This is a genomic window from Bacteroides sp. ET489 (assembly GCF_030518095.1).
Taxonomy (GTDB): domain Bacteria; phylum Bacteroidota; class Bacteroidia; order Bacteroidales; family Bacteroidaceae; genus Bacteroides; species Bacteroides ndongoniae.
Genome location: NZ_JAULLJ010000009.1, coordinates 98,841 through 121,198 on the forward strand (window position 1 = coordinate 98,841; position 22,358 = coordinate 121,198).

The window sequence follows — 22,358 nt, forward strand, 5'->3', positions numbered from 1 at the left end:
CCCCATTGGCGGAGCCGAACGGCCGCAGCCAATGGGGTTGCTGTTTTTAGGGGGAGGAGAGGGATATTATTTCTTTCCTTCAGCCTCGTCGGCATGGTGCGGATAGTCGATGGTGTAGTGCAATCCGCGGCTTTCCTTGCGCTCCATGGCCTGCTTGGTGATGAGGTAACCTACATTAATCATGTTGCGCAGTTCGCACAGCTCGCGAGTGGCCTTGCAGCTCTTGAAGAGGCGTTCGGTCTCCTCGTAGAGGATGTCCAGACGATTCCAGGCACGGGTCAGACGGACGTTGCTGCGTACGATACCCACGTACGACTCCATGATCTGATTTACTTCTTTCATGCTCTGTGTGATGAGTACGCGTTCTTCGTTACTGATGGTACCTTCGTCGTTCCATTCGGGGATGTCGTCGTTGAAGTCGTAACGTTCGAGCACACTCAACGCATGTTTGGCAGCAGCGTCGGCATAGACCACGGCTTCGATGAGCGAGTTCGATGCCAGACGGTTACCGCCGTGCAGGCCTGTACACGAACATTCGCCGATGGCGTACAGACGGCGGATGCTGCTCTGTCCGTCCAGGTCGACTTTGATACCGCCGCAAAGGTAGTGGGCGGCAGGTGCTACGGGGATGTAGTCCTTGGTTATGTCGATGCCAATGCTGAGGCACTTCTTATAGATGTTGGGGAAGTGGCGTTTGGTCTCTTCGGGATCTTTGTGCGTAACGTCCAAATAGACGTGGTCCTCACCGCGTTGTTTCATCTCGTTGTCGATGGCGCGTGCCACGATGTCGCGCGGAGCCAGTGAGAGGCGCGGGTCGTACTTCTGCATGAACTCCTTGCCGTCCATGGTGCGGAGTACGCCGCCGTAACCGCGCATGGCTTCGGTGATGAGGAAAGAAGGACGGTCGCCCGGATGATAGAGTGCCGTGGGGTGGAACTGGATGAATTCCATGTCCTTCACCGCTCCCTTGGCACGATAGACCATAGCAATGCCGTCGCCCGTGGCAACCAGCGGATTGGTGGTATGACGATAGACGGCTTCGCAACCTCCTGTAGCCATCACAGTCACTTTAGAGAGGAAGGTATCTACTTCGCCCGTAGCTTCGTTCAGTACGTAGGCACCGTAGCACTTGATGCCCGGTGTGTAGCGTGTCACGATGATGCCCAAGTGATGTTGCGTGATGATTTCTACTGCATAGAAGTTGGTGAATATGGTGATGTTGGGATGCTGCTTCACGGCTTCGATGAGTGAAGTCTGTATTTCGGCTCCCGTATTGTCCTTGTGGTGCAGAATGCGGAACTCCGAGTGTCCGCCCTCTTTGTGCAGGTCGAAGTTTCCGTCTTCTTTCTTGTCGAAGTTGACGCCCCAGTTGATGAGTTCCTTGATTTGGGCGGGTGCATTACGTACTACTTTTTCTACCGCCGCGCGGTCGCTGATCCAGTCGCCGGCAATCATGGTGTCTTCGATGTGCTTTTCGAAGTTATCCACGGCTAGGTTGGTTACCGAGGCGATGCCTCCTTGTGCAAAATAGGTGTTGGCCTCTTCCATTCCGGCCTTACAGATGAGGGCTACCGTCCCCTTTTCCGCCACTTTCAGGGCAAAACTCATACCGGCTATACCTGAGCCGATGACGAGGAAATCGAACTTTCTTACCATAATGTATATTATTAGCAATTGCAAAACTACAAAATAAGTGCATTGCTTGTGCGCTTTCCTGCTGAAAATCGTTTAAACAATTTTGTTTCAGCTATCTTTCTTTTGTCATAATCACATCTTCGGGCACCGAGAATCCGCGTGGCTTACTTTCTTCTTCAATTCGTTTTATCTCTTCTTCATCTCCTATTATTTCGCCTTCAAATTCCCACCAAAGTCCTTGTTTTTCGTCCAGTTTCCAATGTAGTTTGGTGGGAGATAACAATGTCATGCTATTGGCGCTGATTCCAGTCCCAAAAATGTGTTTCTTCTTCATGTCGTAAAATCTAAATGCAGTGTAATTGGGCTCTTTGGGATTACTATATTCACCCCAAATAAAGATATTATAATCTGGTAGTTTGGAGTATTGTATGGTAGGCAAATCCAAAATAGGTCTGATATAATCATCCTGTATTATTCCTTTAATAGATAGGGAATACCCGCCGACAAGGGTTTCTCTGGATTTTCCTGTGCCTGGGTAGGTAGTATGTCCTTTTTGCAGTTTAATTTTAAACACTGTGTCATTTTTTTCGTACACCCAGGTTCCTACGAAATCATCATTATAAGATTGAGAAAAAGCACTAAGAAAAATAACTGTCAAGGCTGTAAATAGAATAATGCGTTTCATTTTAATAAGTATTTTTAGTAAGCTAAGCAAAAGACGTCTTTTAGTTTTTCATGACCATCACTATCCATTGGATACCAATCTTTTAATTCCATATTATCAGAGTCTGGATTATATGTTGAGTAGTTAAAAAGGACACTTATGCCAGATTTAGAATCATTTAGGAAGTCTATAAATCGGGCGATGGCGGTATCAACACTCTTGGGTTGGTTCGGTATGATTTTACTATTGTATATTGATTGGGATGAATTGTCTAAAATTCCTTTTACAAACTCTGCAAATTTCTTTTCGTCCATTATTACTAACGACAGACATCCCATGGTTGTTACTATCCCGTATGAGAAATGCTCTACGTCTATCTGACTGTGGCTGTACCTGTATGCTAAATTTTTCAAGTCGGCCCAAGAAGGAATACAACTGCCAGCAGGATGACTGTGGTATTGTTCGGTGATTTTCATTCCTTTCAGTAGAGATTCATTGTACTTCACTTTGTTTGTTTCCCTTATTGCCGGAGAGATATACTCTCCAGTACTAGTCTTAATCCATCCATTCTCTAGGTCACCGTTATGGTAATTGTTGACTTCTTCGAAAAGGGTTTCAACATGGTGGATTAATTCATTGTCAAGTGACATCCTTTCTGCCCTTCCACAAGGCTCATTGGCAGGATTACGTGGTTCGTCGTTTTGGGGCTGCTCATTGTCGCCTTGGCCGCCAATGACGGAGCTACTTCCTCCTCCACTGCCTCCATTTATCTTGCTGCCAGATAGTGAGCCTTCGCCAGGATCGGGGTGCTGATTCCATTTTTCAGGCTCCTCTATCCAAAATATGTGGTCAAAACAATCGGTATACCGGTATTCCAGGTGGCCGGCAGTACCGGTGTATATATCGTTGCAGGTTGTGATGACGATAGGCTGGGCTATACGTGTTTGCGGACTTTGCGCGATTTTCAGTACAATGTTTGTTTCATTGTCTGTTCCAAACACACGGTAAGTCATGAAGTCAGACAGGAACCTCCAATCACTATTATTAGGGTTATCAGCTGGTTGCACTACGGTGTACAATATTTTCTTCTCGGTTTCGGTGAACACCCATACGGTAGTAATTTGTCGTCTACCATCGTTAGGGAGTATAGGTACGAAACAAATATTGCCCAACTCGCCTTTCTCTAACCATGAACAGTTCCAAAGAGGTAAACCATAGGTTTGGCGGAAAGTGTCAACAAACGGATGACAGGAATCAACTTGTTGTAGGATGGGAATAAGGTGGCCGAAACGAGCCGTATCCGAATAAGCAAAAAAACAGTCAGGTATTCCAGTTTCTCTCAAACTACGTGTGGACATCAGCTCATAGTGTTTTTCGAAATCTATATGGCGTCCGTCTTCATGCAGGCAGGCAACGAACCAGCAAGTTGTCGCAAATAACAGGTAAAAGCAGGTTCTGCGAGCTATTTTCTTATAAGTTTTTTTCATGGTAAATGTGCAATTCGCTTAAATACAGTATTAGTTTGTCGCAAAACTACAAAATAAGTGCATTGCTTGTGCGCTTTCCTGCTGAAAATACATACCTTTACCGCAAAAAACAAAGAAACTATGGATAGAGTGTTCCATGCCCGCATTGCTACGGGCCGTTACTTGGCGTTACTTTTGTTTACCTTCATGCTGGTCTATTGCCTGTGGGTGAAGTACATTTTGATAGCTGTTCTGTGGGGCATTCTGTTGCTTCATTTCATCGAAAAGATTATTCACACTACGTATACGCTGACCACCGACGGCCGTCTGCTGATTTATGAAGGGCGTTTTTCGCGTCTTCGCGAGCGCCCGTTGTCCGAGGTGGTATCAGTAGAACGCCGTTCATCCATGCAGGTAGCGGGCTGTGCACTGGTGCGTTACGTGCTGATCACTTATCAGGATGGCAAGCACGACGCCCTCCAGCCGACGGATGAGGAAGAGTTCATACGGGTGCTGGAGAAGCGGCAGCGGGAATGCGGCTTGTAGTTACTCGGAAGCCGATGAGGGAAGAAAAGGCTCTACAACGGTATTTGATTTTGCGTATAAAGCTTTCGTATAGGTGAACTTGCCTTTAAACTGTTTTGTTTTTTCACTGAATTCATCTTTCAATGTCAGCAGATAGGTGTTGTATATTTCTTCGTAATATACGGTGATTTCGTAGGTCATTTGGGTATAAGGGGGGACAATTGTGCTTTCTTTCATGTGCAGGGAACCGGGATATTCGCTGTAACCTTCGCTGTAATAAATGCTATCTCCCAAATAATAAATAGGAAGACTGTCGCAACTTTCGATGTTGAAAGCTTGTGGATCGTTGCTTTCCCAAACGACTTTTGTTTTTGGGTCGGTTGTTGCATCGTAGGTGATTGTGGCTTCTGTTGGGTTTTCAAAGACTGTAGGAATTAATTTTTCTTCGATTTGTCTGCTACTTTCCTCGAAGAACTCGATGTGGGAGAACACGTAGTTTTCGGGTCTTGCGTCGTCATCCGAACAACTTGCAAGAAGGATACAAAGTATACCTGCAATTAATGGAAAGAATCTCGGTGTTTTCATGATATTGAGTTTAAACAAGTTTACAGGTATAAAAATAGCTTTTCTTTTCAGATAATCCAATCTTTTTCTTTCTGTTTAACATATTCTGTCATAAAACCGATGCCGATAGATTGGAAAATAGATAGAAGAGATGTTCTCAACGGAAGCAAATTGTTTTATTTTTCTGAATAAAGCTTAAATATATTTCTTAGTTTGCAGTCTTTTAGAGATCACTGCGTCCATATCATGCAGAATAAAAAAACTGAAGAATATGGAATTGAATTGTGCGATTTTGCATGCCGACCAAGAAACGATTAACAGACTGGAGGAATACATCGGTAAAGTACCCTTTTTGTCGTTACGCGGTAAATACACTAATCCGCTGGAAGCATTGAAAGAGTATTATGAAACGAAAGTAGAAGTCTATTTTGTCGGTATCTGCCAGGAATATGAAGGTGGAATTGGCGGTATGGATTTTTGTAGAATGCTTTCTTTGCCTACCCGTGTGATTTTTGTGGCAGAAAGCAGCCGGTATGCAGCCGAATGTTTTCGGTTGGATGCTTTGGACTATCTGGAAGGCGAGGTAGATTTTTCCATTTTCTTTCAGGCAGTCAATAAGGCTGTACGTTGGTTTGCTTTGCAGAACAGTCCGGTGGCCGAAGGAGTGGTTCAGAAAATGGCAGTCGAAGATGCGCCCCGTATGATTTATGTCAGGTCGGATAACCGGATTATCAGGTTGGAACTGAGTGAGATTAACTATATTGAGGGTTTGGGCGATTATGTCAAAATCTTCTGCCGGAGAAGTTCGAAGCCGGTTATCAGTCTGTGCAGTATGAAGTATCTGGAGGAAAAACTGCCTGCGGATGAGTTTATACGCATACACCGCTCGTTCATTGTCCGTAAGGGCTGCATTGATGCTATCGGGCGAAGTTCGGTCATAGTCGAAGAGAAAGATGTTCCGATTGGCGATGCTTATCGTGAACGGTTGAAGCATTTCATTTCGCGATTGGCTGTACTGTGACCGATTCAGTAGATTAGGAGTTACTCCTTATAGGCTTTCAATATTTGTCCGGATAGTAGGCGACATTCCTCCCGAAGGTAGGCGACCTTCGGGTTGATAGTAGGCAACCTTCTGTATGATGGCAGGAAGTATTCGTTATCGGATGTGAATATGTTTTGTCATTATACATATTCTTTTCCTATTCTCTTTCCAATAAAGCAGATTTGTTCCTTTTTATCTGTTTATTTCAGTTTGAATTTCGATATCTTTTCGCCGAAGGTCAGATTCAGGTTCAGGCTGAAGCGGTTTTCTTGCATCAAGTTGCTGCGCGAATTGATTTGTTTACGCCAGGTGGCACCCAACGACAGGTAGGAATAACGTATCGGAAAACTTACGCCTATGTTGGTTTCGAGATAGTACATCTTACCGTTTTTCAGGTTGATATATGAGTTGCTGAACCCCAGACCACCCATAATTTCGGTGCATCGCGGTAGGCGTGGATTGGTGGCGTAGATACCTCCAATGTTGACTTTATGCTGGTTTTCGTATTTCATCGAAGTGTACGACGATACGTTTCGGCTCCAGTCTACATAGTTATAGTCGATGGCAGTTGTCCAGTGTCCATTGTGGAGCGAGATACCTGTGCCGATGTGCATGGGCAAGTATTGCGTAGGACTATGGTAACTTTTATCAAGGCTTTCGCTGGTAGACGAGTTGGAGTAAGTCAGTGTGTTGTCGTGACTTATTTTCATGGAAGGGGCGAATACCAGTCCGAACGACCATGTACGTTGTCGATGGTCGGCCAGTTCGTAATAGATTCCCAAGTCTGTGTAGAAAGCTTTCTTGGTGGATTCGTATTGTACAACGGCACTTTCCTGGGTTTCGCTTTGTGTGGCTGTGCCCAGTACCATACCCAAGTTGATACCTACAGACAGCTGGGGTGTCAGAGCAAAGGCGTTGGTGATGTAACAGCGGTACAATCCTCCGGTACCTTCGAATGATGAGTAGGTATAAGCGCCCGGATCACCTTCTATTTCTTCTTCTGTTTGTATCAGATAACCTATGCTGCTATAAGGCGATGCTCCGATCATGGCATACCATCGGGGCAGGACGTGGAATCCCAGACTGAAACGGTTAGGATTGCCGGTCAGACTTGAGCTGTTGTCGCTAAGGAAAGAATAGCGTGCATAGGCAGCCGATGCGCCCAGATCAAAAGTGAAGCAAAGGGTGTCCATGTGGGTGATGGCGGCGGGATTCAGGGTGTTCTGGAATCCGTTGCGGTTCAATGCGATACCAATATTTCCCATACCGGCATAACGTCCGCCTTCACCGTTGTTCAGTTCGCCGATGCCGTACATGGATGTAGGCAGGTTAGTGGTGTTCTGTGCCGGACAGAACAGGCAGAAGAACAGGCATATGCCTGACAGTATGATGATTTTTTTATGATTGTGTTTCATAAGTTTCATTGCTCGTTATAGATTTTTATTCTGATATCAAGTCTGCATTGCCTGTCTTTATCGGGAGCATTGGTGAATACCACCTGATTGAAAGTAGTGGCCATTTCTCCTTCTTCCAGGCTCATCAGCAACTTTTGCCGTTTGTTGCCCCATGTTCCGAAATTGTTTCGAATGAACTGGGTCATGTCAAAAGAGTAATAGGTTTCGCGGCCGTACATTTCGTCTATGGTCAGGTTGCCAGTCTGTACCGTTACGACGTCGCTGCCATAGACATAATCTTCCAGAACATTGTTTTCGTCGGTGATGTAAAGTCGCAGTTCTTCGGGGAGCTGACTGACTTCATTGTACGAGTGTGCCAAAGGATACAGGTAGAGGGTAGCACTTTCTATCGAAACTATTTCTCCTGCGCTTTGCAGTTCGTTCAGGTCGGGAAACTCGATTTGATTGTAGTAACCTGTCAGTCCTTGCAGATAGGCACGGTAGCCCATACTGCTGGCATGAACCAGATTTCCGATACCTCCGCTGATGCTGTCGAGTGAAGTGTTTGTGGTGTTGTGGCGAACGCCGGTATATGCATATTCGCTATTGACGCTGAAGGTCAGTTTGCTTTCGGTAGTTTGGTTGGAGATATCGCGGTAGTGCAGGTTGATGCTCATCGAAGAGTCGTTCACCAGAAAGCCGGTGATGCAGCTGCCGTCAAGATCGGCTACAAGAGCAAGACCGGGAAACGTCTTCTTAAAGTTTTCCTGTGAGTTGAGATAATCGTTCTCGGTGAGGATGTCGTTGAACAATTGTTGGCCCATTGCGTCGGGCAGGCGTACCGTTACTTCGCGTTGACGGCCGGGTTGCGGCAGATAGCTGAAGCGAGTCAGTGGGGCATCTTCCGTAGCCATGATGGTGGTATTGTACAAGTCTTCGTCATTGTCGAGCACGATGGGTGATTTCAGCCGGTAGACTGATATGTACTGGGGCGTCAGCGTATCGCCCCAATAGTGTCCGCTGGGAATCATGCGCAACACCAGTGAGTCGAACTGGTAATCGTGCCCGCTGGAGGTGCTGAAGGAGTTTTTCGAGTATTCGGCACAGTAAGTGGCTGACACTTCGCCCCACAGGATGTCCTGATAGTAGCCGAATTGGCAGATGGTGTCTTCGCGCGTTTCGATGGAGTCCAGCAGAATGGTGCTCAGGTCTACCGTGCAACTGTTGGTGAATATGTTGTAGAATGAGCTTTCTACCAGACTGCTCCCTAAACTGGAGTTATTGTCTTGGCAGGCGTAGCAGACGATGATGGCCGCAAGCAGGCTATACAATAGTTTTCTCATAGTGTTCCGTTTTCATTTTTTTCTGCAAAGGAAAAGTAGGGCATGCTCCTATCAAAATCGGCGGTTGGGCCATTTTTGCCGTTAAACGCTTCGGACAGCTGCCTGAAGGGCGTTTATCGGATATTGACCCCTGTTGGTCGGTTCTTTTTGCATACATCCGGAGCATGGTCTATTTTCGCCACGCAATACAGACGGGGAAAAAAGGATAATTCGCGAGTTCCTTTCCCTCGATTGCTGGGCAAACAGCTTACGGAACATGAATTAAATCATTAAACAAACAGTTTTATATGTATATGAATCGATTATTATTGGGAATGATGCTGCCGCTGGTCCTGCTGGCCGGAAGCAGCTGTACGGACGATGACGAGTACACGCAGGGACAATGGATGAAGCGATCAGGCTTCGAGGCCGAACCGCGTACCTATGCCTGCAGCTTCACCATCGACGAGAAGGGATACTTGTGTGGAGGTTTTCGTGGAGCAAATAAAGAATATATGAATGACCTCTGGGTGTACGACATGAATAACAACAACTGGGAACAGCTGGCCAACATGCCGACCGTAGGCCGCAAGTATGCTACGGGTTTTGCACTGAACGGGAAGGGATATGTGACTACAGGCTCGGTGAAAGACGGAAGCTACTCGAACTATGTGGCCGATACGTGGGAGTATGATCCGGTTTCGGACTCGTGGACGCAGAAAGACGATTATAAAGGAGGTCCGCGCGACGGTGCCTTGGCATTTGTGATAGGTGGATATGCTTATGTAGGTACGGGCTACAACGAAGACACACAGGGCAGTTACAAGGACTTCTATCGTTTCGATCCCAATGCGGCAGCCGGCTCGCAGTGGACGAAAGATGCCGGTAACGGTGGAGGACCCGAAAAGCGTGCCTATGGTACGGCTTTCGTCATCGACGATGTGGCTTACGTGTGTTGCGGTACGGACAACAGTACCAATCTGAGCGACTTCTGGAAGTTTGACGGAACTACCTGGACGCAATTGCGCGACATTGCCAATACGAACAGCGACGAAGACTATGACGACGATTACGCCATTGCCCGTTATAGCACAGTGTCTTTCGTCATCGACGGTTATGCTTACATTGCGACCGGCTACCGGAGCGGTGTGACAGCCGACTATTGGAAGTACGACCCAGACCAGGATTTGTGGTACGGCGACTCGGATGACGACTTTACGCCGCTGACCGACGTGCACAATAACTATTCGGGAGCCTCTTCACGCGACGGAGCGGTATCGTTCTCGAACGGAAAACGGGGCTTTGTACTGACCGGACAGTCGGGAGGCAGCTACTTTGACGACGTGTACGAACTGTTGCCCGACGAGCAGGAAGATGTATAATGCAAAGAAGGAAAAAGAAATGTATCGTGTGAAGCTGACGTTTATTGTGAAGACGGGTATGTTGTCTGTAATGGCAGCATACCTTTCTTGCTGTATGGGTGGTTCGCGCCCGACCGGGGAGAACGAGTTGCGTTGCCTGACGTTGGAAGTAAATGGAGGGTATGGTTATGCGATTCTGTGTGGCGAAGATACGCTGATTCGCCAGACCCGCATACCGGCCATTGGCGGAGGAAAGGCGTTTGACACCCGCCGCGATGCCATGCAGGTAGGGAAACTGGTTTGCCGGAAACTGTTTGATGGAGAATCGCCTTCGGTCACTCCCGACGAGGTGAAAGAGGCCCTGAAACAGGCGCGCAACAAATAAATCTGTGGCTATGCTGCCCGTATTTGAAATACTTGTTGTATCTTGCGAGCAAATATCTTAAAACGTTAAAATGCCATGGATAAATATCAAATTGCCATTATCGGCGGAGGTCCTGCGGGATATACGGCTGCCGAAGCTGCCGGAAAGGCAGGAATGAGTGTGGTACTTTTCGAGAAAAACAGCCTTGGAGGCGTCTGTCTGAACGAAGGCTGTATCCCAACCAAGACATTGCTGTATTCGGCCAAGACGTACGACGGCGCACGCCATGCGGCGAAGTATGCCGTTTCGGCAGAGAACGTCGGGTTCGACTTGCCTAAAATCATTGCCCGCAAGCAGAAAGTGGTGCGCAAGCTGGTGCTGGGTGTGAAGGGAAAACTGACCGCCCACGGTGTGAAGATAGTGACCGGCGCGGCCGAAGTGGTGGACAAGAACCACGTGCGTTGTGGCGAAGAGGTGTACGAATGCGACAACCTGCTGCTTTGCACCGGTTCGGAGACCTTCATTCCGCCCATTGCGGGAGTCGACACCGTGCCCTATTGGACGCATCGCGATGCGCTCGACAACAAGGAGTTGCCCCAGTCGCTGACCATTATCGGCGGTGGAGTTATCGGCATGGAGTTCGCTTCGTTCTTCAACAGTCTGGGCGTGCAGGTGACGGTTGTCGAAATGATGGACGAGATTCTGGGAGGCATGGATAAGGAACTTTCGGCCCTCCTGCGTGCCGAGTACGCCAAGCGTGGCGTGAAGTTCATGCTTAGTACGAAGGTCGTTTCGCTGGCAATGGCCGAAGACGGCAGCGGACAGGTGCAGGTGAATTACGAGAACGCTGAGGGCGCGGGTTCGGTTGTGGCTGAGCGGTTGCTGATGAGTGTGGGCCGTCGTCCGGTGACGAAAGGTTTCGGACTGGAAAATCTGGAACTGCAGAAGACCGAACGGGGCAGCATCGTGGTGGACGAACACATGCAGACATCCCTGGCGGGCGTATACGTCTGTGGCGACCTGACAGGTTTCTCGCTGCTGGCACATACTGCCGTGCGCGAAGCCGAGGTAGCAGTCAACCACATTGCCGGCAGGGAAGATGCGATGAGCTACCGTGCCATCCCCGGTGTGGTATATACGAATCCCGAGATAGCCGGCGTGGGCGAGACGGAAGAGTCGCTGCAACGGAAAGGCATCGCGTGTCGTGTGGTCAAGTTGCCGATGGCTTACAGTGGTCGTTTTGTGGCCGAAAACGAAGGTGTCAACGGAGTATGCAAGCTGTTGATTGCCGACGATGACACCATTCTGGGCGCACACGTGCTGGGCAACCCGGCCAGCGAAATCATCACCCTGGCAGGTATGGCGATAGAACTGAAACTGACTGTGGCAGAGTGGAAAAAGATTGTTTTCCCGCATCCCACAGTAGGCGAGATTTTCCGCGAGGCACTGTGAGTTTGAGAGACACTTGTACGGCTCGTGAACCACACTTGCACGGCTCGCGAGCCGTACTTGTGTTCTACGCGAGCCGTGCAAGTGTTTCTCACAACCCCTTTTTCCCCTGTATAAAACCCCGGCCGTTTGCTCCCGAAACCCCAGGCATTTTCCCATAAAACCCGGCGGGTTTTCTACGAAAACTCCAGGCGTTTTCTTCCGAAACTCCAGCCTTTTTTCCTCGAAACTCCGGCCTGTGCCGCAAAAAAGCTCTGCTTCCGCTTGCGTATTCGTCGGCTTTTTGCTTCATTTGCTTCACTGAATATCACAGATGACTATGAAGCGGATTATCCTGCAGGCGTGTTGCCTGCTTTTGTTTTCTTGGCTGTTTGCGCACCGTGCCTCTGCACAGCAGGCCGACAGTGTGGCGACGCTTGCCTCGCGCATCGATACCTTGTTGAAGTATGAGTTGCCCGCCGGTGCCCATGCCGGTCTTTGCATTTACGACCTTACTGCCGGACGTATGCTCTACGAATATCAGGCCGACAAGCTGTCGCGCCCGGCTTCGACCATGAAAGTGATGACGGCCATCACGGCCCTGTCGCAGCAGGGCATCGACGAACCTTTCCGCACCGAACTGTGGACCCGTGGGCGCATCGTGGGCGATACGCTGAAGGGCGACCTGTACGTCGTAGGCGGTTTCGACCCCGAACTGGACGAAACCGACCTGAAGGAGCTGATTGGCGGACTGACAAAGCGAGGCATCCGTGTGCTGGACGGACGCATTGTGGGCGATGTATCGATGAAAGATTCGCTCTATTGGGGAACGGGCTGGTTGTGGGACGACACTCCTTCCACCTTTCAGCCCTACCTTTCGCCGCTGATGCTCAACAAAGGTGTGCTGCAAGTCACGCTGCGTCCTGCCGAACGCGGCTTGGCGGCACGAGTCGAATGCAGTCCGACTTCCACCTATTATACTTTGGACAACCGGACACGCAGCCGTACCTCTGCCGCAGGTCCCTTGCAGGTCGATCGCAACTGGTTGGAGAACGGCAACAGCGTCAGCCTGCGTGGCAATGTGCAGTCCGCAGTAACTCGGTCGCTCAACCTGTTCGATTCGGGCCGCATGTTCATGCACGTCTTTGTGGAGCGCCTGCAGGAAGCGGGCATCCGCTGCATGTCCGTTGCTGACAGCACCCGCGAAGCCATTGCGTCGGCCTACAGTTTCGGCGAACTGCCGCACGATTCACTGGCCGTAAGACTGGCACGGCACGAAACACCCATGCAGACTGTGCTCAACGTAATGCTGAAAGAGAGCGATAACCTGAACGCCGAAGCCATGTTGTGCCGTGCAGGCGTGCTGGCCACGGGCAAGAAACGCGTTTCTGCCGACGACGGGCTGGACGCCATGCGGGCACTGATTCGGAAAATCGGGCTGAATCCTTCCCGATACAGACTGGCCGACGGTTGCGGCCTTTCGCACTACGACTATCTGTCGCCCGAGCTGTTGGTGGCCATGTTGCGCTACGCCTATTCGCGCACCGACATCTTTGCCCCGCTCTACAAGGCCCTGCCTGTAAGTGGCATGGACGGTACGTTGAAGTACCGCATGGGATACGGCACACCGGCCTTCCGGCAGGTACATGCCAAGACAGGCTCGTATACCGGCATCAATGCGCTGGCTGGCTATCTGAAGACGAAAGGCGGACACTGGGTGGCCTTCGCCATCATGACGCAGAACGCGCTTTCGGCACGTCAGGCACGGGCCTTTCAGGATGCGGTCTGCGAGTCGCTTTGTTCCTTACCGTTCGAATAAGCACGGTAGCGGGCGGGCGACATGCCTACATGCGCTTTCACGTACTTGCCGAAGAATGACTGGTTGGGGAAGTTGAACATCTCGGCAATCTCCTTGACAGACATGTCCGATTGTCTCAGCTGATATTTTATCTGTTCGATGGCGTATTCGTTGATCCACTCCGTAGGTGTGCGTCCGCTGACCTCTTTGATAGCGCTGGAGATGTATTTGGGCGAGTAGCACAACCGGTCGGCATAGTGGCTCACGGAGCGGTGTATTCCGCCGTCTTCCGACACTTCCTTCATGAACTGCCTGAAAATCCGTTTACTGCGGTCGGCTTTAATTCCCGTTTCTTCGATTGTGTCGGAATGTTTCTGGATGCCTGCCTGCATTTCGTGGAGCAGAGCCGAAAAGAGGTGTCCCAGAATTTCCTGCCGGTAGGGATGCGAGGTGTCGCCTATTTTGTCCATAATCAATTGGGAGTACTGGCTGAAAGTACGGCTGTTTTTGGTCTTTTCTTCCGATGCTTTGGCAAAGACGGGGTTTTTATAGATGTAATACAGCGCCTTTTCGGTCGCTCTTCCCCGCTTTATGGTCTGCTGCAGAAATTTGGTAGAGAAGCCTATCATGCCGACCTTGTGCTGGGGGCTGAGCAGCATATTACTTACAATCATGGTGGGGAGGCATATAAATGTTTCTCCTTCCTGCAGCTGATAATCCTTTCCGTTGACGGTTAGCTGCATTTTTCCCTCGATGCAGGTTACGATGATGAACAGGTTCAGTCTTATCATCCGGTTGGAGTAGGGCAGGTTGTCTATGTTCCGTGCCACAATGACGTTGTCATCTACGTAGTCTACATATTCTCCTTGCATTTCTTCTTTGTATTTTTTGAAGTCGTCAATGTCTACTGCAATAATCGTTTCTTCTTTCGTATACATATTCTATATGGATTATTTAAGTTCCGTTTTTTGTTTTAGTAGTCAGGCTGATGTTCTGGATTCAGCCGGACACTGCGCTGGCAGATGTGTTCTTTTCTTCCGCTGCAAAGGTGTAGAATATTGGGAAATATGGACTGTTCTATTTCTCATAAAAGTTGTTCTTTTGTTCTTTATGTAATATTTTTTAAGAAAATATGCCTATTCGTGGAAAATATGGAACATCCATTCAGGCATATAGATAACATCCGGATTGTTCTATTCGTCTATCTTTGCGCCAATTTCTAAACAAACAAATTGAATATGAAAAAGGTACAAAGTAAACAGATACGACTGATGACAATTGTCGGTTGTACGTTTTTGGGATTGGTATCGTGCAAGCAGGCACCAAATGCCGCTATGCAATCTTCTTCTTACGAGACTATGACGGTGGCTACCGCCGATAAAGAACTTTCCACCTCCTATTCCGCCACTATCCGCGGACGGCAGGACATTGACATCTATCCGCAAGTATCGGGTACGATTGTACGGCTCTGCGTGACCGAAGGTGAAGCCGTGCGTCAAGGTCAGTTACTTTTCATTATCGATCAGGTTCCTTATAAAGCAGCCCTGAAGACGGCCGAGGCCAATGTAGCGACAGCCCGTGCCTCTTTGGCTACAGCCGAGCTGAACTATGGTAGCCAGAAGGAACTGTATGCGCAGAAAGTCGTATCAGAGTTCAGTCTGAAGACGGCTCAGAACAATTATCTCACTGCCAAGGCACAACTGGCACAGGCCGAGGCACAGGAAGTGAATGCCCGTAATAACCTCTCATATACCGAAGTAAAGAGTCCCAGCAACGGCGTTGTGGGTGCTTTGCCTTATCGTGTAGGTGCATTGGTCAGCTCGGCCATGGCACAACCTCTTACTACGGTGAGCGACAATAGCACGATGTACGTCTATTTCTCCATGACCGAAAATCAGCTGCTCTCCCTCACCCGTCAGTACGGTTCGATGGACGAGGCACTGAAGAACATGCCCGAAGTAACACTGACCCTGAACGATAACTCCGTATATGCCGAGAAAGGAAAAATCGAATCCATCAGTGGTGTCATCGACCGCCAGACGGGTACGGTCATTGCACGTGCCGTTTTCCCAAACGAATCACGTCTGCTGCACAGTGGAGCCTCCGGCAGTGTGTCTATTCCCAGTGTCTACAAGGATTGTATTGTCATCCCGCAGGGAGCAGCCGTACAGATGCAGGACAAATATCTGGTGTATAAGGTAGTGGACGGAAAGGCCGCTTCTACACTGGTTTCGGTAGCACCGATAAACAACGGTCGCGAATTTGTAGTAATGGACGGCCTGAAGCCGGGCGAGGAAATCGTGGCGAAAGGAGCCGGATTGTTGAGAGAGGGAATGCAGATAAAATAACCTAAGTTTTGCTTTCGGCAAAACCTGCAGGAGCTGAAGGAGTTGAAAGGAACAGTTCCCGAACTTCTTGACTCCCATAAACAACGAACATTATGAAAGGAAACATATTCATTAAACGGCCGGTGATGGCCATCTCCATCTCCGTCCTTATTTTTGCTATCGGCCTGATTTCGCTGTTCACGTTGCCTGTGGAACAATATCCTGATATTGCACCACCTACAGTATACGTATCAGCCACTTATACGGGTGCCGATGCAGATGCCGTGATGAACGGCGTTATCATGCCGTTGGAGGAGAGTATCAACGGTGTGGAAAACATGATTTACATGACCTCGACGGCTACCAATAACGGTTCAGCTACCATACAGGTCTACTTCAAGCAAGGTACCGACCCCGATATGGCGGCAGTGAACGTGCAGAACCGTGTGACGCAGGCACAAGGATTGTTGCCTGCCGAGGTAACACAAATCGGTGTGACCACGCAGAAACGTCAGACCAGCTTTCTGCAAATCAATTCACTGGTCTGCACCAACGGGCGTTACGACCAGGCATTTATCGGAAACTACCTTGACATCAATGTTGTACCCCAGATCAAGCGTATTGCCGGTGTGGGCGACGTGATGGCGATGAACGCCCCTTACAGTATCCGTATCTGGATGAAACCTGACCGAATGGCGCAGTATGGGCTGGTACCTTCGGACATCAGTGCAGTATTGGCTATGCAGAACCTGGAGGCACCTACGGGCTCATTGGGCGAGAATTCGGATAATGTATACCAGCTCACCATGAAGTATCGTGGCCGTCTGAAAGAAGTATCTGACTTTGAGAACATCGTCGTACGTGCACAGGAAGACGGTTCTGTTCTTCGTCTGAAGGATGTGGCCGAAGTAGAGCTGGGTGCATTGAGCTATAGTTACCAAGGCGAGATGGACGGTAAGACAGCCATTGCCTTCATGGCCTTCCAGACAGCAGGATCGAACGCTACTGCCGTGAATGCCGAAATCTCGGCTTTGCTCGATGAGTTGTCGAAAGATCTGCCCGAAGGATTGGAGTTTGTCAATCTGATGAGTTCTAATGACTTCCTGTATGCTTCGATTTACAGTATTGTAGAGACGTTAGTTATTGCCATTATTCTGGTTATCCTGGTGGTATACTTCTTTCTGCAGGATTTCAAGAGTACGCTTATTCCTTCTATATCTATCATCGTTTCTCTGGTAGGTACGTTTGCCTGCCTGATTGCCGCAGGATTCAGTCTGAACATTCTGACCATGTTTGCGTTGGTGTTGGCCATCGGTACGGTGGTGGATGATGCTATCGTGGTGGTTGAGGCGGTACAGGAGAAGTTCGACTCTGGCTACAAGTCGCCTTACCTTGCTACCAAAGATGCGATGGGCGATGTGACGATGGCTATCATTTCTTGTACTTGTGTGTTCATGGCCGTGTTTATCCCTGTGACTTTTATGGGTGGTACGTCCGGTGTTTTCTACACACAGTTCGGTATTACTATGGCTACTTCCGTAGGTCTCTCCATGATATGTGCCCTGACACTGTGTCCGGCATTGTGCGCCTTGCTGATGCGTCCGGCATCGGGTACCAAGAGTGCCAAGAGTATTAATGGTCGTGTTCGTGCCGCTTACAATGCTTCTTATACCGCTTTGTTGGGCAAATATAAGAAAGGTGTGATGTTTGCCATCCATCATCGTTGGATGTGTTGGGCAGCTCTGGTTGCTGCTGTTGTGCTGCTGGTATTCTTTATGAACACCACCAAAACAGGACTTGTACCGCAGGAAGACCAGGGTACCATCATGGCCAATGTCAGCACTGCTCCGGGTAGCACACTGAAGGAGACCACTCAGGTGCTGGATAAAGTAGATGCCATTCTGACCAATACTCCCGAAGTAGCCCACTTCCAGCGTGTAGCCGGTTACGGTTTCCTTTCTGGACAGGGTACGTCGTATGGTATGATTATCATTCGTCTGAAAGACTGGAGCGAACGTAGTGGCAGTGAACATTCGGCAGAAGCCGTGATGGGTCGCCTCAATGCTCAGTTTGCCCAGATAAAGGATGCACAGATATTCTGCTTCCAGACGCCTATGATTCCGGGCTACGGTATGGGTAACTCGGTAGAATTGAACATGCAGGACAAGACGGGTGGCGACATGACCACTTTCTATCACGCTGTGCTGCAATATCTCGGTGCGCTGAACCAACGTCCGGAGGTGGCAATGGCTTATACGACCTATGCCGAGAACTTCCCGCAGATTTCGGTAGATGTAGACGCTGCCAAGTGTATGCGTGCCGGCATTTCACCCAACGAAGTACTGAGCGTATTGGGTAGCTATTGCGGTGGTTCGTATGTGTCCAACTACAATAAGTTTGGCAAGATGTACCGCGTGATGCTTCAGGCCGATCCAAGATATCGTTTGGACCAGATGGATCTGAGCAATATGTTTGTGCGCAACGGTACGGAGATGGCTCCTCTCAGCCAGTTCGTTACGTTGAGCAAGACCGAAGGTGCCGAAATCAAGAACCGTTTCAACCTGTTCAGCTCTATCTCTGTCAACGTGAATGTGGCCGAAGGGTATTCTACCGGTGAGGTACAGAAAGCGATTGCCGAAGTGGCCGAACAGATGTTGCCTTCGGGCTACAGTTACGAGTACGGTGGCATTTCGCGTGAGGAGGCCAATACCAGCCAGTTCCAGACAGTGTTTATCTACAGTATTTGTGTCTTCCTGATTTACCTGATTCTGGCCTGTCTTTACGAGAGCTTCCTGGTACCGTTTGCCGTTATCCTCTCTGTGCCGTTCGGTATGTTCGGATCGTTCTTGTTTGCCAAGCTCTTCGGACTGGAGAACAACATCTATATGCAGACAGGTATGATTATGCTGATCGGTCTGTTAGCCAAGACAGCCATCCTGATTACGGAGTTTGCCATCGAGCGTCGGCGCAAGGGCATGGGTATTATTGAGTCGGCCTATGCAGCTGCACAGGTACGTTTCCGTCCTATCCTGATGACGGTGCTTACCATGATATTCGGTATGCTTCCGCTGATGTTCTCCAGTGGTGCGGGTGCCAACGGTAACTCGTCATTGGGTACTACCGTCGTGGGTGGTATGCTGATCGGAACCCTTGCATTGTTGTTCGTTGTGCCGGTATTCTACATTATCTTCGAATATATGCAGGAGAAGATTCGTCCGCACCAGGAACTGGAAGCCGATGCTCAGGTGCAATTGGAGCGCGAAAGAAGCCTGGCAGAACGTAGTGGGTTTAATGAGGAGAAATAATCATTCTTAAAAAATTAATCCATCAACTAATATGAAGAAACTTATTTTATTGTCAACCGCCGCTGCTCTGCTGAGCAGCTGCGGCATATATACCAAATATAAGCCGGCCGAAAGCGTGCCCGACAACCTTTATGGGGAAGAGTTCAGCACTGAAGACACTACCAGTCTCGGCAGCATGGACTGGCACGAGCTTTTTACCGATCCGCAGCTGCAGGCCTATATCGAACAAGGTTTGCAGAACAATACCGATTATCTGTCCGCACAGCTTCGTATCGAGGAGGCCGAGGCTACCTTGCTTTCCTCCAAGCTTGCATTCCTGCCCTCGTTTGCATTGGCTCCTCAGGGGACGGTAAGCAGCTTCGATGGCGGAAAAGCTACACAGACCTATTCGCTGCCCGTTACTGCCAGTTGGGAACTGGATATTTTCGGTAAGATGCGTAACAGCAAACGGCAGGCACAGGCTCTTTATGCCCAAAGTAAGGATTATAAGCAGGCTGTACGTACACAGCTTATTGCCGGTATAGCCAATACCTATTATACGTTGCTGATGCTCGACGACCAGCTTGCCTGTGCGCAGGATATGGCCCGGTCGTGGGAAGAAACCGTTCGCTCTACCCGTGCCCTGATGAATGCAGGACAGGCCAACGAGGCTGCCGTATCGCAGATGGAAGCCGCCTGTTACGAGGTACAGGCATCTGTGCTCGACCTGAAAGAGCAAATCAACCAGGCAGAAAACAGCTTTGCATTGTTGCTGGCCGAGACACCCCGTTCCTACGAACGTGGTACACTGGCTGGCGTGCAGATGCCCGATGAGTTATCTGTAGGTATCCCCATGCAGATGCTTGCCAATCGGCCCGACGTACGTATGGCCGAACGGTCGTTGGAGTCGGCCTTCTATGCCACCAATGCGGCACGCTCGGCTTTCTATCCCTCCATTACGTTGAGTGGCAGTGCAGGCTGGACCAACTCGGCCGGATCCATGATTATTAATCCTGCCAAGTTCTTGGCTTCGGCCGTAGGTTCGCTCACCCAGCCGCTCTTTGCACGCGGACAGCTGTTGGGACAGCTTAAGATCAGCAAGGCGCAACAGGAAGAAGCCGCCCTTTCTTTCCAGCAGACTCTGCTGAATGCAGGCAGCGAAGTGAACGACGCACTGACGGCTTGGCAGACCAGCCGCGACAAGAGCCTGTTGCTGGACAAGCAGGTAGCTTCGTTGCAGAAAGCCGTGAAGAGTACTTCCTTGCTTATGGAGCATGGCACTACGACTTACCTGGATGTGCTTACGGCCAAACAGAACCTGCTGAGTGCCCAACTTACGCAGACCGCCAACCGCTTCAGCGAAATACAGAGTGTAATCAGTCTTTATTGCGCATTGGGTGGAGGACAGGAATAAATACTAATCTCTCTTTATACTCTTTTTTATAAGAAGACGAGCCATCCCGGGAAGTGATTTCCAGGGATGGCTTTTTATATAGAAACAAGGGATAAAGAAGATGGATTTCGTAGCATCCACTTCTTTATCCCTTGTCGTTTATTCGCTTATCAACAGGTTATGTCCCGTTGGAGAATGTCTGTTAATACTGTGACCAGTCAACGTTGCGCATGTCGCCACTCTTAGCCAACTCGGCGTGCATACCCAGGGCAGCACGGATGGCGTGCGGAGTCTGTGACTTGCCGTCGGTCAGTTTCAGGTAATCCCACATGATGTTCTTGTAGTCGGGGTGAACACAGTTCTCGATGATAGTCTGTGCACGTTCCTTCGGGCTCTTGCCGCGGAGGTCGGCCACACCTTGCTCGGTAACGATGATGTTGACGTCGTGTTCGCTGTGGTCGGCGTGCGATACCATCGGAACGATAGCGCTGATCTTGCCTTCCTTGGCTACAGACGGGCAGGTGAAGATAGAGATGTAGGCATTGCGTGTGAAGTCGCCGCTGCCGCCAATACCGTTCATCATCTTCGTTCCGCCGATGTGGGTAGAGTTTACATTACCGTAGATGTCGGCTTCGATGGCAGTATTGATAGAGATAACGCCAAGACGACGGATAACTTCGGGGCTGTTGGAGATTTCCGACGGACGGAGTACCAGTTTGTCGCGGAAGAAGTCCATGTCCTGATATACACCGTTCAGACAGTCGTTGGTAACGGTGAGCGAACAGCCTGAAGCAAACTTCACGCGGCCGTCGCGGATCAGGCCGATCACGGAGTTCTGGATAACTTCGGTATATACGTCGAAGGCGGGGATTGTGGTGTCGCGTCCCAGTGCGCCGAGTACGGCGTTGGCAATGTTACCTACACCACTCTGCAGCGGCAGGAAGCTTTGCGGAATGATGCCACGTCTCATGTCGTGTACCAGGAAGTCGGCAACGTTCTGTCCGATCTTGTCGGTTACGGGGTCGGCAGCAGCAAACGAACGTGCTTCGTCTGGCCAATTGGTCTCTACTACGCCTACAATCTTCTTCGGATCTACCTGGATGTAGGGCAAGCCGATGCGGTCGTTGGGCTTGGTAATGGGTATTTCGCGGCGGTAAGGCGGATCAAGGGGTTCGTACACGTCGTGCAGGCCCATAGCTGCCTTGCTGTGTGCAGCGTTCAGCTCGACGATGATCATGTCGGCCAAGCGGCATACGGTAGGAGCGATACCACCGGCAGCAGTCAGATAGATTTTACCGTCTTCGGTCAGCTCGCAGGCTTCGATGATGGCTACGTTTACTTTGCCCATGAAGCCATAGCGCAGTTCCTGTGCCATTTGCGAAAGGTGGATGTCGTTGTAGGCAATCTCACCGTTGTTTACGGCTTTGCGGAAGTCGGGGTTGGTGGTGTAGGGAGCACGGTAGCGGATGGCTTTGGCACGCGACAGGATACCGTCGCAGGCATCACCTGTAGAGGCTCCGGTGAAGATACCGATCTGGAAAGGATTTCCCTTTGCATGTTCGTCTTCTGCGATGGCAGCCAAAGCATGTGTAACGGCTTTGGCAGTTCCTGCGGGGGTAAATCCGCTCAGACCAATGTTGTAGCCATGTTTGATGAGGCTTGCAGCTTCTTCTGCTGAAATGTAATTAAATGCCATAATTGTTCTTTTATATTTTTGATGTTAAAGATTTCAGGGTCAAGTCTGTCCGTTCGTGAGTCTTTTAGCCGTTCAGTTGAAGAAAGGTAATAACT

General features: G+C 49.6%; 17 protein-coding genes. 9 read left to right on the top strand and 8 right to left on the bottom strand.

Features of this window, described 5'->3' with window-relative positions; translation table 11 throughout:
* Positions 1-66: 66 nt before the first annotated feature.
* The 3 genes from nadB to Q3C19_RS07385 form a co-directional block, all read right to left on the bottom strand.
* A complete protein-coding gene (gene nadB, locus Q3C19_RS07375; RefSeq protein WP_022163200.1) occupies positions 67-1,656 on the bottom strand; it encodes an L-aspartate oxidase in 1,590 nt (529 codons plus the stop codon).
* Positions 1,657-1,747: 91 nt separating this feature from the next.
* Entirely contained in the window at positions 1,748-2,320 is a 573-nt protein-coding gene (locus Q3C19_RS07380; RefSeq protein WP_071148558.1) for a DUF6705 family protein, read from the bottom strand.
* Positions 2,321-2,334: 14 nt separating this feature from the next.
* Entirely contained in the window at positions 2,335-3,786 is a 1,452-nt protein-coding gene (locus tag Q3C19_RS07385) for a hypothetical protein (protein WP_277120969.1), read from the bottom strand.
* A gap of 120 nt (positions 3,787-3,906) precedes the next feature.
* Between Q3C19_RS07385 and Q3C19_RS07390 the strand changes: the two genes are divergently transcribed.
* The gene (locus tag Q3C19_RS07390) at positions 3,907-4,311 is read left to right on the top strand and encodes a PH domain-containing protein (protein ID WP_302728271.1); all 405 of its coding nucleotides are present in this window, start codon (positions 3,907-3,909) and stop codon (positions 4,309-4,311) included.
* Here the strand turns inward: Q3C19_RS07390 and Q3C19_RS07395 are convergent, their stop codons facing one another.
* Complete coding sequence (locus tag Q3C19_RS07395; RefSeq protein WP_302728273.1) at positions 4,312-4,935, bottom strand: hypothetical protein; 624 nt, start codon at positions 4,933-4,935, stop codon at positions 4,312-4,314.
* Between the two features lie 190 nt (positions 4,936-5,125).
* Between Q3C19_RS07395 and Q3C19_RS07400 the strand changes: the two genes are divergently transcribed.
* Positions 5,126-5,875 (top strand): LytTR family DNA-binding domain-containing protein, encoded by a 750-nt coding sequence (locus tag Q3C19_RS07400; protein WP_071148227.1) that lies wholly within the window; start codon positions 5,126-5,128, stop codon positions 5,873-5,875.
* 221 nt (positions 5,876-6,096) lie between these two features.
* Here Q3C19_RS07400 and Q3C19_RS07405 read toward each other — a convergent pair whose 3' ends face one another.
* On the bottom strand, positions 6,097-7,311 hold the full coding sequence (locus Q3C19_RS07405; RefSeq protein WP_368045229.1) for a hypothetical protein: 1,215 nt from the start codon (positions 7,309-7,311) through the stop codon (positions 6,097-6,099).
* A 5-nt stretch (positions 7,312-7,316) separates the two neighbouring features.
* Positions 7,317-8,633 (bottom strand): DUF4270 family protein, encoded by a 1,317-nt coding sequence (locus Q3C19_RS07410; RefSeq protein WP_302728276.1) that lies wholly within the window; start codon positions 8,631-8,633, stop codon positions 7,317-7,319.
* Positions 8,634-8,926: 293 nt separating this feature from the next.
* On the opposite strand from Q3C19_RS07410, the gene Q3C19_RS07415 reads away from it, so the two are divergent.
* From Q3C19_RS07415 to dacB, 4 genes are all read left to right on the top strand, one after another.
* Positions 8,927-9,994, top strand: coding sequence for a kelch repeat-containing protein (locus tag Q3C19_RS07415; RefSeq protein ID WP_302728277.1), 1,068 nt, complete (start codon positions 8,927-8,929; stop codon positions 9,992-9,994).
* Complete coding sequence (locus Q3C19_RS07420; protein ID WP_235817023.1) at positions 9,987-10,358, top strand: DUF4907 domain-containing protein; 372 nt, start codon at positions 9,987-9,989, stop codon at positions 10,356-10,358. The genes Q3C19_RS07415 and Q3C19_RS07420 overlap by 8 nt, the downstream gene beginning before the upstream one ends.
* Before the next feature lie 75 nt (positions 10,359-10,433).
* Positions 10,434-11,789 (top strand): dihydrolipoyl dehydrogenase, encoded by a 1,356-nt coding sequence (gene lpdA, locus Q3C19_RS07425; protein WP_302728279.1) that lies wholly within the window; start codon positions 10,434-10,436, stop codon positions 11,787-11,789.
* Positions 11,790-12,105: 316 nt separating this feature from the next.
* Positions 12,106-13,584, top strand: a complete 1,479-nt coding sequence (gene dacB / locus Q3C19_RS07430) for a D-alanyl-D-alanine carboxypeptidase/D-alanyl-D-alanine-endopeptidase (protein ID WP_302728281.1) — start codon at positions 12,106-12,108, stop codon at positions 13,582-13,584.
* On the opposite strand, the gene Q3C19_RS07435 is transcribed toward dacB, so the two are convergent.
* Positions 13,539-14,501 (bottom strand): AraC family transcriptional regulator, encoded by a 963-nt coding sequence (locus Q3C19_RS07435; protein WP_302728283.1) that lies wholly within the window; start codon positions 14,499-14,501, stop codon positions 13,539-13,541. The two genes, dacB and Q3C19_RS07435, sit on opposite strands and share 46 nt — an antisense overlap.
* A 300-nt stretch (positions 14,502-14,801) precedes the next feature.
* Between Q3C19_RS07435 and Q3C19_RS07440 the strand changes: the two genes are divergently transcribed.
* The 3 genes from Q3C19_RS07440 (at position 14,802) to Q3C19_RS07450 (ending at position 20,588) form a co-directional block, all read left to right on the top strand.
* On the top strand, positions 14,802-15,911 hold the full coding sequence (locus Q3C19_RS07440; protein WP_277120978.1) for an efflux RND transporter periplasmic adaptor subunit: 1,110 nt from the start codon (positions 14,802-14,804) through the stop codon (positions 15,909-15,911).
* A gap of 92 nt (positions 15,912-16,003) precedes the next feature.
* Positions 16,004-19,195 (top strand): efflux RND transporter permease subunit, encoded by a 3,192-nt coding sequence (locus Q3C19_RS07445; RefSeq protein ID WP_302728285.1) that lies wholly within the window; start codon positions 16,004-16,006, stop codon positions 19,193-19,195.
* Between the two features lie 31 nt (positions 19,196-19,226).
* The gene (locus Q3C19_RS07450; protein ID WP_022162604.1) at positions 19,227-20,588 is read left to right on the top strand and encodes a TolC family protein; all 1,362 of its coding nucleotides are present in this window, start codon (positions 19,227-19,229) and stop codon (positions 20,586-20,588) included.
* A 181-nt stretch (positions 20,589-20,769) separates the two neighbouring features.
* Here the strand turns inward: Q3C19_RS07450 and Q3C19_RS07455 are convergent, their stop codons facing one another.
* A complete protein-coding gene (locus Q3C19_RS07455) occupies positions 20,770-22,263 on the bottom strand; it encodes an acetyl-CoA hydrolase/transferase family protein (protein WP_302728288.1) in 1,494 nt (497 codons plus the stop codon).
* Positions 22,264-22,358: the final 95 nt, after the last annotated feature.